The organism is Rouxiella silvae (genome assembly GCF_002093625.1).
Classification (GTDB): domain Bacteria; phylum Pseudomonadota; class Gammaproteobacteria; order Enterobacterales; family Enterobacteriaceae; genus Rouxiella; species Rouxiella silvae.
This window is the reverse complement of sequence record NZ_MRWD01000002.1, coordinates 135,598-148,645: the sequence shown is the minus strand read 5'-3', so window position 1 is coordinate 148,645 and position 13,048 is coordinate 135,598. Positions and strand designations below refer to the sequence as shown.

The following is a 13,048-nucleotide window of genomic DNA, read 5'->3' as shown; positions in this document are numbered from 1 at the left end:
TTTTTAGCCGCGCAAGGAAACTTGCGCGGGCTTTTTACTTTCAACCGGTCGGATTTAATTGGCGCTAACGATCACTTCAATCAAATTTGGCCGTCCGCTGGCAATTGCCGCCTCAATAGCCGGCGCAATATCACCAGCGTGACGGATCTGCTGGGCCGGCAATCCCATAGACTGGGCCAAAGCCAAATAATCAATGCACGGGTTAACGATATCCATCGCGATAAAAGTATTGGTCTGCGCCGAAGAGTAGTGCGCCTGGTTGCGCATAAAATTTTTCAGAATATTGTATTCCTGATTATTCATGACCACGTAGGTAATCGGCAAATTCTCGTGCGCCGCCGTCCACATTGCCTGCGGAGAGTACAGAGCCGCGCCGTCTCCTACCAGGCAAACAACCGGCTGCTTGCCAAGCCCTAAAGAATAACCAATAGCAGCGGGCATGCCCCAACCCAATGCTCCACCGCGCATAAAGGCATACTGCCCTGAATTGTGGCTGGTTAAAAACTTACGTACCAGCGGTGAAACACACAGCGCTTCATCAACAATCGCCACATCGGGCCCAATCGCCCTCACCACCTCATGCGCGGCAACAATTGGCGCGATGGTCGGTAAAGAGAATTTTTCAGCCACGCTGATTTCCAACTGTTCGCGAGCATATTTTCGCTCATCCGCTGCCTGGCTGATTAAGGCGCGATACCGTTGACGATGGGCATCAGTCGCTTCTTTCAACGCTGGCAAAAAGGCAGTCAGCGAGGCCTTGATATCGCCAACGATGGAAAGCTTGGTGGCATACGATCGCCCTAAATCGTTCACATCGGCAGAAAGCTGGTAAACGCTGCAACCCTCCGGAACTGCTGGGCCTTCGCTATACAAAATCGTGATCAATGACTTGCCACCCAGCGCGAAAATTGCCTCGTAGTTCTTGAGGATCTCGGCTATTCCGGCCGCCGTGGTCGGCATATTGCCGCGCCAAAGCGCATGTGATGTGGGATAGGGAATGCGTGAGGGCCAGGATGACCCATAGACGTGGGCACCCAGCAGTTCGGCAACTTCGATAGTTTCAGCCGTCGCGTGGCTGGTGTGAATTTCATCTCCGGCGATAATCGCCAACTTGCCGGGCGTACACTGTGCTAAAACCTGAGCCAGCCGCGGTAAAGAACCGCCGATCGCTCGCCTGTCAATGTCAGAACCTTCGCCGATGCTGACGTCGGTCAGTTGATCCATAATATCCATCGGCAACGAGAGAAATACCGGGCCACTCGGTGCCGCGTTGGCATCGTGAAAAGCGCGGCGTAACAGCACTGGCAGCTGCGAGGCGTTTGAAACATCCTGCGCCCATTTTACCGCCGGTGAAGCAATGCTTATCAGATCATCATACAGCAGCGGATCACTGATTGAATGCCGCGTGTCCTGCTGCCCCGCCGTGACCACCAGCGGCGTTTGCGACACTTTGGCATTAAGCAAATTACCCATACCGTGCCCCAGGCCACCTGCGGTATGCAGATTCAAAAAGCCCGGTTTTCCCGAGGCTTGCGCGTAGCCATCCGCCATGGCAACGGCGCTTGCCTCTTGCAGTGCCAGAATATATTTCAGCGCTGGATTGCGTAAAAGCGCATCCATCAACGGCAGCTCCGTCGTGCCGGGATTGCCGAAAATGTACTCTACGCCCTCGCTGTGCAGCGTTTCTAAAAGAACGTCTGCACCCCGTCGATGACTCACGTTTGATGATTTATTCACTATCACGGTAAGTAGACTCCAATCAAGTGTTCTGCACTCATTTTGCAGCCGATGGTGCCTGCTTTAGACGCGGAAAATGGAAAATACGCCGACATCGACTACACTTAAACCTCAGGGTATTCACATTCAGGTTGTTGTTTTTATTTTAAAAAAATAAGTCGTTAGCGTGCTATTAACAGATTTATCTGACAGATATTTAATTAAAAGCCGCTGTATATTTTTAACCTATTTTTGCGGTGATTGCCGTCAGAATTTATTATTTCTTTGCTATTGGCTGTGGCGATGGTGAACGAGCCCCCCGTGATATTTCTTTCAGCAACCTGACTTGACGCGCCCTGAATGCTACTGCGGCCAACGCTCGCAGAAATTACTCACGTAACACGATTCGTTTTACGTAAACCATGCAGGCAGGAGAACTATTTTGACCACTGTTACACAGGATAATACGGCAGAAACACCGCCCCTTCCCGCGTTAGAAGGTGGCCGATATGCCTTCTTTTTTGATGTCGATGGCACTCTGGCAGAGTTGATACCGGAGCCTGACGATGTGACCATTCCTTCTCACGTACTTGATAACATGCAGACACTGTCCACAGCCTGTGAGGGTGCGGTGGCGCTGGTTTCTGGGCGTTCGATCGAACAGCTGGACCAGTTGGCTTCGCCGCTGTCACTGCCAATGGCGGGCGTTCACGGCGCCGAGATGCGCGATGCTCAAGGCCATCTTCAACGCACCACGTTGCCGGCTGAAATTGCTACCCCACTTCTGGCTATGCTGGAAAAGGAGATGTCCGCGATGCCCGGCACACTGCTGGAGGCAAAAGGTATGGCCTTTGCCCTGCACTATCGCCAGGCAATGGCCTATCAGCATCAGGTGTTAGCCCTGGCAGAATCTGCCATTGCACAGTTTCCTCAACTTACCCTCCAACCCGGTAAGTGTGTGGTTGAGATAAAACCGCTGGGAGCGGACAAAGGCGCGGCGATTAAGACATTTATGCAGCAGTCGCCGTTTATTGGCCGTACGCCCGTTTTTATAGGTGATGACCTCACCGATGAGAAAGGCTTTCAGGCTGTTAACGCAATGCAGGGAATTTCAGTGAAGGTTGGCGTAGGCAAGAGCCATGCCCGTTATCGCCTTAAACAGGTTGCGGATGTTTACACGTGGCTGGATGAAATATTGTCGTTACTTAAACAAAACATTGAACAAAGTACTAAGCAAAATACCGTGGGTAAGGGGTCAAGGTTATGAGTCGTTTAGTTGTAGTGTCTAACCGTATTGCCATTCCTAACAAGTCCAAAGCCAGCGCAGGCGGGCTTGCCGTAGGTATTCTAGATGCATTGAAAAATACGTCCGGCGTGTGGTTTGGCTGGAGCGGAGAGATAAGCGAAATCTCCGGTGAGGAAGAAGACGAACTGAGTCTGGTAGAAAACGATGGCATCACCTACGCCACCGTTCCCCTTAATCAGAACGATTATGATCTTTATTATCTACAGTTTTCCAACGCCGTTATCTGGCCCGCTTTCCATTATCGCATTGACCTGGTGCAGTTTCAGCGCGAGGCGTGGGACGGGTATTGCAGAGTCAACGACCTGTTTGCCAAACAGCTGCAGGCGCTGATTAAACCTGATGATATTCTGTGGATCCACGACTATCACCTGCTGCCGTTTGCGGCGGCGTTGCGTAAACTGGGCGTGACCAATCGTATCGGTTTCTTCCTGCATATTCCTTTCCCTACGCCAGAAATCTTTACTGCACTGCCCACGCACGAAGAGCTGTTAAAAATGATGTGCGAATATGATTTGCTTGGTTTCCAAACGGAAAGCGATCGCAGCGCATTTCTTGAAAACGTCAGCCAGCTCAGTGAGGTCGCGCAAACTGCCGGGCAGATCCATCAGGCCTTTGGCAATACTTTCAGGACCGAGGTCTATCCAATAGGCATTGCGCCCGACAGTATTAAAGAGATGGCCGAAGGGCCGCTGCCGCCTAAAATGGCCGAAATGAAGCGCGAGTTGGGTGACGTGCAAAATATTATCTCCTGCGAGCGGCTGGACTACACCAAGGGCTTGCCTGAGCGCTTTCTCGCATTCGAAGCCTTGCTCGAAAACTTTCCGCAGCATCGCGGCAAAGTTCGCTATTCGCAAATCGCCCCCACCTCGCGCGGTGACGTACTGGCCTATCAGGACCTGCGCCATCAGCTCGAAATGGAAGTTGGGCGCATTAACGGCAAATATGGCTCACTGAACAGCACGCCGTTGTTCTATCTCAATCAGCATTTCGACCGCCGTCTGTTGATGAAACTGTTCCGCTTGACCGATGTTGGCCTGGTCACGCCACTGCGCGACGGTATGAACCTGGTTGCGAAGGAGTACGTTGCGGCTCAGGACCCGGCCGATCCGGGCGTGCTCGTGCTGTCGCGCTTCGCCGGTGCAGCCAATGAGTTATCCGCCGCGCTTATCGTCAATCCTTACGACAGAGATGAAGTGGCGGCAGCGCTGGATCAGGCGCTAACCATGCCGCTTGAGGAACGCATTTCGCGCTATAACGAAATGATGGCGCTGCTGCGTGAAAATGACATTGAGCAGTGGGGTAAAAATTATGTCGATGATTTGCAGGCCATTGTGTTGAACAGTAAAGGTCATGATGCCTTAACGCACGAAGCATCCTGATAAAATTACCCCCCTAAAAATAGCCCGTTAACCCGGGCTATTAATAACTGGTTGCAAACCAAACGGATTTAAATAGAGTGCGGAAATTGATTGTAGTTAGCGCATTTTACCTATTACAAAGAGTAAGTTACCGAATTACCGAAATTTAGTACCGATGTAAACTCGTGTAAAAAACGTGACGTACAGCACGCTTTTGGCGTAATTGACGACGCAATTGTCTACAATTAAGGGATATAAGCACGGAATTCACTCCGTAAATTTAGAATACAATAAAGAGGTTTGTCGCTAATGCACAACTCTAAATTACTTGTTATTGAGCCAGTGGAATTTGAAATAGACCCAAACCACCCTGTCGATTTAGAGCCGCTTGAGCTGATTTTAGAAAGAATGATGGATGCAGAGCCTGAGCCAGAAATGATTGAAGGCCTGCCCAATTCGGATGCGTTAACGCCCGCAGACCGTTATTTAGAACTTTTTGAGGACGTACAGTCCGCACACATTTTTGAAGACAGCAAAACCTTTCCCGACTGCGCGCCCAAAATGGACCCGCTCGACATCCTTGTTCGCTATCGTAAGGTTAAAAAGCATCCCGGCTTTAGTCTGAAAAACTTCGTGGCGCAGCACTTTTGGCTGACTGCACACCGCAGCAGCGATTACGTCTCAAATCCTGGGGACACGCTGAAGGAACATATCGATAATCTCTGGCCTGTACTGACGCGAGAACCAGAAGATCATATTCCGTGGTCCTCACTGCTTACGCTGCCGCAGGCCTACGTGGTCCCCGGCGGACGTTTTGGTGAAACGTATTATTGGGATTCCTACTTCACCATGCTCGGTCTGGCCGAAAGCGGCAGGCACGACCTGTTACGAACCATGGCTGACAATTTCGCGTGGATGATCGAGATTTATGGACATATCCCTAACGGCAATCGTACCTACTACCTGAGCCGATCCCAGCCGCCCGTGTTTGCCCTTATGGTCGAGCTTTTTGAAGAAGACGGCGGACGCGGCGCGCACAGATATTATGATCATCTGATAAAAGAATACGAATTCTGGATGGATGGTTCTGAATCATTGGCACCCAATCAGGCCTATCGCCACGTGGTGAGAATGCCCGATGGGGCGTTTTTGAATCGCTACTGGGATGACAGGGATACGCCGCGTGATGAATCTTGGCGTGAAGACGTCGAGACGGCGAAACATTCTAGCCGTCCGGCAAATCAAGTCTATCGCGACCTGCGGGCTGGGGCTGCATCAGGATGGGACTATTCGTCTCGCTGGCTGCGCGATGCAGGTCGTCTTGCCAGCATCCGTACGACCAACTTTATACCCGTTGACCTCAACGCCTTCCTTTATAAACTTGAAAGTACCATTGCTAATATTGCGGCTCCGAAAGGCGAAAAAGACACTGAGGCACTGTTCCGTCAGCGAGCCGAGGCGAGAAGAATTGCAATGAACAGCTATCTTTGGGACGAAGATCAAGGCTGTTTCCGCGACTATGACTGGTATCGCCAGCGTATGGCGCTGTTTTCAGCGGCCAGTGTGGTGCCGCTTTACGTCGGCCTCGCGACGCACAGTCAGGCGGAAAGATTGGCCGACGCAGTGCGCACCCGCCTGCTTACGCCGGGTGGCGTGATGGCCACCGAATATGAGACAGGCGAACAGTGGGATAAACCTAACGGCTGGGCGCCCTTGCAATGGATGGCGATTCAGGGCTTTAAAATGTATGGCAATGACGCGCTGGGCGACCAGATTGCCCGCAGCTGGTTAAAAACGGTAAATCAGTTTTATCAGAAGCATAATAAGCTTATCGAGAAATACCACATTTTAGGCGATAACTCGCGCGCCGGTGGCGGCGGTGAATACCCGCTGCAGGACGGCTTTGGCTGGACCAACGGCGTTGTGCGAAGATTGATAGGACTGTACGGCGAGAATTTCGACTGATGTCGTCGATGAGGGGGAACGGAGTCCCCCTCTTTGAGCGTTTAAATCTCACCGGTCACAAACTGCGGCGGCTGGAAGGCTGTCACCTGCGGCAGTTCTTCACTCCACGCCGCAATTTCTACCCAACAGCTTTGTGCGCTGCACCCCTGCCCTAATCGCGAACTGCCGCTGTCTTCAGTCAATACGTTCGGATTACCGTGCTTGTCGAGGGAGCCATTTTTTTGCGGATCCTGGGGGTCATACCAGGCGCCGGTCGCCATCTGCACCACGCCCGGCCTGACGTCTTCACTTAGGTGGACACCCGCTAAAATAGCGCCACGGTGGTTAAACACCTTCACTACGCTGCCTTCGATAATGCCCCGCGCGGCGGCATCGTGCGGATGAAGCCACAGCGGCTCGCGATCCTGTACTTTACTGCTGCGACTCACGCTGCCGTGATCGTATTGACTATGCAAGCGGGTGCGCGGCTGGCTTGAAAGAAGATGCAAAGGCCAGTTGGCGGTGATTTCGCGCTGCTTTGCTTCCTCTTTTTCATACCAAAATGGGTGTCCCGGGCACTCCTCATAGCCAAAATCGGCCACTGTTTGCGAGAAGATTTCGATTTTTCCGGACGGTGTCGTCAGCGGCGAGGCCTCGGGGTTGTCACGAAACGCTTTCAGGAAAATCTGCGGCTCATCCGGCAAGGCGTATTCGAGTTTGCCGCGCTGCCAGAACTCGTCAAACGGCGGCAGCTCAATACCGTCGGCCTGCGCGCGCGGCATGGAACCTTCATACAGGTGGCGTATCCAGGCGGCAGCGTCGCGCCCCTCGGTAAAGCTTTCGCCAAAGCCGAGTCGCTCGGCCAGCGCGCTAAAAATGGCGTAGTCATCACGAGACTCCCCCTGCGGCGCAATGTGCTGGCGCATCGCTATCATGAAACCATCGTTGCTGGCGCTGCCGATGTCTTCGCGCTCAAGCGAGGTGGTCGCTGGAAACACGATATCGGCAAACTTCGCCTGCGAGGTCCAATACTGCTCATGAACAATAACCGTGTCAGGCTGACGCCACGCGTCAACCAGGCGATTTAAATCCTGATGATGATGAAAGGCATTACCGCCGGCCCAGTAAACCACGCGAATGTCTGGATAACGGCAATCCTGTCCGTCAAACTGGTAGTCACCGCCGGGGTTGAGCAGCATGTCGGACAGCCGTGCTACTGGGATTTTATCACTTATCGCATTGTGCCCCGCGGGGAAACGCGGGCCGGAGAAAGTACGTCGCTGAGCCCCCGCCAAATTGGTTGAAGCATAGGCAAACCCCAGACCGCCGCCATGCGTACCTATCTGGCCAATCAGCGCCGCCAGCGCAACCGTTGCCCAAAACGTCTGCTCACCCTGTCTTGCGCGCTGCAACGACCAGGCGATATTGATCATCGTGCGTTTGGTCGTCATTTTACGCGCCAATTGGCGAATAGTGTCTTCATCAACGCCGGTCAACGCCGCCGCCCACGCAGGCGTTTTTGCCACGCCGTCTTGTTGACCCAATAAGTAGGCTTTAAACGGGGAAAATCCTACGGTATGACTGTTCACAAAGGCGTCGTTGTACAGCGATTCTTCAATCAGCACATAGCTCAACGCCAGCAGCAGTGCCGTATCGCTGCCGGGTTTCAAAGAGAGCCATTCTGCATTCGTCACGCCAGAGAGGTCATTCTTGACCGGGCTGACGTTAATGAATTGGGTGCCATTTTGCTGCATCTGACCAAGCCAGTGCTTGAGCGAATGGTCGTTGGCACCGCCGCCGTTGACCTGCGCATTACGCAGCGGCAGCCCGCCAATCGCGACAAACAGCTCACAGTGTTCCGCCAATACTGGCCAGTGAGTATGCTGTTTTTGCAACACGTCAAGGTCGCCAATAATGTGCGGCAAAAGGCGCTCTGCGGCGGCCAGACTGTAAGTATTGGTGCTGCCGGTGTAGCCGCCCAGTTGGTTAAAGAAGCGATGCAGTTGACTCTGAGCATGGTGAAATCTACCCGCGCTTGACCACCCGTAGGACCCAGCATAAAACGCTTCATTGCCGTGGGCTTTCTTCACTCGCGTCAGCTCATCGGCAACCAGTTTAAGCGCGGTATCCCAGCTCACTTCAACAAACGGCTCTTTGCCGCGCCCATGACGCGAGTCGCGGCCGTGCTGCAAATATCCGAGACGTACGGCGGGGCGACGAATACGACTTGGCCCGTCAACTGCGCCAACCAGCGATTTACCAATGGCCGACGGATTGCGGTCCCACTCAACCGGGTCGATTGCGGTCAACGCCCCTTCAGTGGTAGTTACGCGATAGGTGCCCCAGTGCATCACGGCGAGATTGTGGTTTGTTGTCATGGCGATGGATTCTGAAATTTTTATGAATCACTGAGTTTACCGCAGTTGGCCACGTTACTTGTTCATCTATTTTTATAACGTTATTCACTCAGGAGAAATACGAAAAAACCGGTCGTTTTCAGGCGACCGGTTTAGGCGTTAAGACAAATTTTTAGAGAATAAAACCTCAGGCGTGGCGTTTATCGACCTTTGCCACGATGCGGTCACCAATCCACTGAATACCACAGACCATGATAATCAGCACCACAATAACCTGCACCATTACCGATGTTTCAAAGCGTTGATAACCATAGCGAATAGCCAAATCACCCAACCCACCGGCACCGATGGCTCCAGCCATCGCCGAGGCACCAATCAGCGCCACCAGAGTGACGACAAAACCGGATAAAATGCCCGGCAGCGCCTCGGGAATCAGCACGTCCCAGACGATGCGCAGCTTGCTGGCACCCATCGCGCGTACGGCATCAATCAGCCCGCGGTCAACGTCACGCAATGAAACCTCGGCCACGCGCGCAAAATAGGGCGTAGCGGTGATAGAAAGTGGCACCATCGCCGCCCAAGTGCCTAATGAGGTGCCAACCAGAAAACGGGTAACGGGGATCAATGCCACCAGCAAAATAATAAACGGCAACGAGCGAAAGCCGTTAATCACCAGCCCCAATGAACGGTTTATTAGACTATTTTCAGAAATTCCGCCGGGCGCGGTCATCACCAGAATCAGACCCAGCGGTAAACCAGCCACCAATGAAAATAGACCGGAAACTGCCGTCATCAACAGCGTTTCTTCAATCGCATTAATCAGTAAATCAAGCATTACGGGTGACATAGCCTATTAGCTCCACTTGCGCCTGGTGCTGCTGCAGCCAGTGTAAAATAGTCTGCTCTGCGTCGGTATTGTCTACCGGCACCGCAATGAAAAAACGCACTACGGCGTAGTGCTGAATATGGTCGACCCCGCCCTGAATCAGACGAAAATGACCAGCAAGCTCGGAGGCGAAACGGGTCAGGATCTCGCCCTGCTGCTCCTGTCCTGCACTGTCCTGAGCGGCATAATGCACACTATAAATGGCCTCGCCCGCGCGAGACTGCGTCAGGCGTTCGGACAGTGCTTCCGGCAGTTGCGGCAGCAGTCCGCTCAGCAACGTTCGGGTCAGTTCGGCCTGTGGGTGGGCAAAAACCTGCCACACCGGCCCCTGCTCGATGATTTCTCCCGCGTTAATCACCGCTACACGATGCGCGACCTTTTTAATGACTTCCATTTCATGAGTGATCAGTAAAACGGTGATACCGAGTTTCTGATTGAGGGACTGCAATAGCGCCAAAATCGAACGTGTTGTTTCTGGATCCAGTGCGGAAGTCGCTTCATCACACAGCAGCAGCGCAGGACTCGCCGCCAGCGCGCGAGCAATCCCTACGCGCTGCTTTTGTCCACCGGACAAGGCCGCAGGATAACTTTGTGCTTTATCCTCTAGACCGACCAGCGCCAGCAGCTCTGCCACTCGCGCCCGGCGTTTTGCCTTGTCATAACCGGCGATTTTTAGCGGCAGTGCCACGTTTTGCTCGACAGTTTTGGCCGATAACAGATTGAAATGCTGAAAAACCATGCCGACGCGACTGCGCACCGACTGCAGCTCTTTTTCATTCAGGCCCGTTATCGGACTGCCTTCAATTTCAATAGTGCCGTCGTCTGGACGTTCAAGTCCATTCAGGCAGCGGATCAGAGTCGATTTCCCTGCGCCGCTGCGGCCAATAATGCCGACTATCTCACCGCGTTTAACGGTCAATGACACATCCTTGAGTGCCTGCGTATTGCCAAACCGACGATTGACACGCAGCAGGCGTACCACGTCTTCGGACTCTGCGGATGAGGGCTCTCGGGCCACGCTACCGGCGCGGTGAGGTGCCGCCCCTGTTGAGAGTTTCTTATCCGAAGAGTTGGCGGTGAAATGCACCCCGGTCTCAGAGATTACTGTCATAGCTTTATTCCTTCACGGCCTTTAGTTGCCTACCACGTCGTTACGCCAGTGCCTTTATAGACATTGTTAAATACGACCTTCACCTTGTCGTTCTGATAGGCACCGACCAGCGTTTTCACCCAAGCCGCGTTCACATTCTCTTTCTTGACCGCAATAAAGTTGGTGTATGGGTTGTTCTTCACCGGCTCTTGCGCAATACGATCCTTGACGGTCAAACCGCTTTTCAGTGCCCAGTCGGTGTTAACAACCGCAGCATCAAGGTCAGGAACCGAGCGACCGATAATGCCCGAATCCAGCTCTTTGATTTTGAGATGACGCGGATTGTCGATAATGTCAGCCGTGGTAGCCGCAATACCGGCCCCTGGTTTGAGCTTGATAAGCCCTACTTCCTGGAGCAGAACTAGCCCACGCGCTTCGTTAGAGGGATCGTTTGGCACACCAATCACCGCACCGTCTTTGAAGTCTTTCGCCGATTTCACTTTCTTCGAATACAGGCCAATCGGCCACACGGCGGTGTCACCGACTCGTACGATGTCGTAGTGATTGACCTTAATTTGATTATTCAGGAACGGCTGGTGCTGGAAGGCATTGGCGTCAATTTCACCCTCCTGCAGGGCTTCATTTGGCTGGTTGTAATCGTTAAAGACCACGGTTTTTACTGTCAGGCCCTTGTCCGCCGCGATTTTAACCACTTCACGCCAGATGTCTTCGTCTTCCCCACTCATGATGCCAACTTTGATTGAGGTTTTATCCGCCGCATGTGCAACCGACAGAGGAGCCAGCGCGCCGCTGGTAATAAGTACGGCCGTGGTTGCCGCCAGCAGGAAAGCGCGATTCAAGTTTGTTTTGGTTTTTTTAATCATTTTGCGCATCGATGAACCCTTCAATAGGATGAAAACAAACAGTGTGTGGTGACTCTTATCGGCAGTATACCGATGCGCTTATGTCTTTATAATTTCATTTATTGGATATATATATCTTTTATGAATATATAACGCCAAAACAGGCAATGCTGCGCGATAAATTGGTGCAATTTATGAATGGCGCACCTTATTAATGAAATAATTTCTAACATTTACTCACGAAATTAATGATAATGCTTCCCATTAGCAGTAGATAATGATAATTATTACCACTCAAAATCAGCCCTCTGTCTAACAGACAGGGTTTCCATTCGGCCGACTTGTACGTCCAGAGAAACTCGAGACAGTTAGGGAAGCTTATTATTTTATGGAGAAAATGATGTCATCTCGTTTTGCACCGGCGAAAGCAGGAATCACCTCAGCACTGCTGCTGACCTCACTCCTTTTCTCATCCTCACTGCTGGCGAACAGTCAGATTTCAGTGGAGAGAAAAGCGGTCGGTAAAGGCGTTTATGAATTGGCCTACAGCGCCAGCCAAAATGCCCTGTTTGTCGCTTCTTCGCAGGGTCGCCAAGAGAAAGCCGGCGTGGTTTACCGCCTTGACCCCGTAAGTCTGGCGGTAAACCAGTCGATTACGACCACCTTAAAGCCCTTCGGCATGGCGCTAAATAACACAACCAATACCGTATTCTTGGGCAATACCACCAGCAGCGCGGTGACGTCGATTGATGCTAAAACCAATCAGGTCAAAAAAGAGTTAGTGCTGGATAGCCGTCCACGTACAGAGAAAGAGCGCCCTCTGGCGCCGCGCGAGCTGGTTGTTGATGAAGCGACGAATACGCTCTACGTCGGCGGTTTGGGCAAAGAAAGCGTGATTTGGGTGGTTGACGGTGAAAACCTGACCCTGCGCCACACCATTGAAGGCGTCGGCAAAATGGCCACCGGTCTGGCCATTGATACCAAAGCATCGCGACTTTACGTCACCAACGGCGATGGCGAATTCATCACTCTCGACACTAAAACCAATAAAGTAATATCGCGCGTCAAAATCGACAATCCGGGTGAGCACTTCTATCTAAACCTCAGCCTTGATACGGCCAAACATCGCGCATTTGTCACTGACTCTCAAGAAGCCAATGTTTTGGTGCTTGATACGCAAAGCGGCAAAGTGCTGCATAAAATCGCCGTGCCCGGATCCTTGGCGGTGCTGTTTAACCCCGCACGCAATGAAGTGTATGTGACCCATCGCGATGCAGGAAAAGTCAGCGTAATCGATGCCGAGAGCTACAAGGTACTGGAGACGCTGGATATGCCGACCCATCCGCAGAGCCTGGCCATTTCACCCGACGGCCAAACACTGTACGTCAGCGTGAAGCAGGAATCGAGCCGCAAGAAAGAGGCAACAAGCCCAGACGACGTAGTTCGCGTTACCTTTAAATAAGCATACCCCGTTCCCGCCAGCCAGCGAGTCAGCGCCGTTGGCGGGGCAACACGTTAGTGATTTGAA

General features: G+C 52.5%; 9 protein-coding genes. 4 read left to right on the top strand and 5 right to left on the bottom strand.

All coding sequences use genetic code 11. The features are described 5' to 3' along the window. Window positions 1-54: 54 nt before the first annotated feature. Entirely contained in the window at window positions 55-1,743 is a 1,689-nt protein-coding gene (locus tag BS639_RS01725; RefSeq protein ID WP_084982079.1) for a thiamine pyrophosphate-binding protein, read from the bottom strand. 415 nt (window positions 1,744-2,158) lie between these two features. Here BS639_RS01725 and otsB point away from each other — a divergent pair, with 415 nt between their 5' ends. From otsB to BS639_RS01710, 3 genes are all read left to right on the top strand, one after another. Next, window positions 2,159-2,983, top strand: coding sequence for a trehalose-phosphatase (gene otsB / locus BS639_RS01720; RefSeq protein ID WP_084982078.1), 825 nt, complete (start codon window positions 2,159-2,161; stop codon window positions 2,981-2,983). Further along, on the top strand, window positions 2,980-4,401 hold the full coding sequence (gene otsA, locus BS639_RS01715) for an alpha,alpha-trehalose-phosphate synthase (RefSeq protein ID WP_084982077.1): 1,422 nt from the start codon (window positions 2,980-2,982) through the stop codon (window positions 4,399-4,401). The genes otsB and otsA overlap by 4 nt, the downstream gene beginning before the upstream one ends. Before the next feature lie 288 nt (window positions 4,402-4,689). Next, window positions 4,690-6,345, top strand: a complete 1,656-nt coding sequence (locus tag BS639_RS01710; RefSeq protein WP_084982076.1) for an alpha,alpha-trehalase — start codon at window positions 4,690-4,692, stop codon at window positions 6,343-6,345. A gap of 41 nt (window positions 6,346-6,386) precedes the next feature. On the opposite strand, the gene BS639_RS01705 is transcribed toward BS639_RS01710, so the two are convergent. From BS639_RS01705 to BS639_RS01690, 4 genes are all read right to left on the bottom strand, one after another. Next, the gene (locus BS639_RS01705) at window positions 6,387-8,702 is read right to left on the bottom strand and encodes a molybdopterin-dependent oxidoreductase (protein ID WP_084982075.1); all 2,316 of its coding nucleotides are present in this window, start codon (window positions 8,700-8,702) and stop codon (window positions 6,387-6,389) included. A 166-nt stretch (window positions 8,703-8,868) separates the two neighbouring features. Next, window positions 8,869-9,528 (bottom strand): methionine ABC transporter permease, encoded by a 660-nt coding sequence (locus BS639_RS01700; protein ID WP_055783556.1) that lies wholly within the window; start codon window positions 9,526-9,528, stop codon window positions 8,869-8,871. After that, a complete protein-coding gene (locus BS639_RS01695) occupies window positions 9,509-10,678 on the bottom strand; it encodes a methionine ABC transporter ATP-binding protein (RefSeq protein ID WP_084982074.1) in 1,170 nt (389 codons plus the stop codon). The genes BS639_RS01700 and BS639_RS01695 overlap by 20 nt, the downstream gene beginning before the upstream one ends. Window positions 10,679-10,707: 29 nt before the next feature. Next, window positions 10,708-11,550 carry a MetQ/NlpA family ABC transporter substrate-binding protein gene (locus tag BS639_RS01690; RefSeq protein WP_055783554.1) on the bottom strand — a complete coding sequence of 281 codons (843 nt, stop codon included), beginning with the start codon at window positions 11,548-11,550 and terminating at the stop codon, window positions 10,708-10,710. Between the two features lie 370 nt (window positions 11,551-11,920). Between BS639_RS01690 and yncE the strand changes: the two genes are divergently transcribed. Next, entirely contained in the window at window positions 11,921-12,982 is a 1,062-nt protein-coding gene (gene yncE / locus BS639_RS01685) for a 7-bladed beta-propeller protein YncE (protein ID WP_173882059.1), read from the top strand. Window positions 12,983-13,048 lie beyond the last annotated feature (66 nt).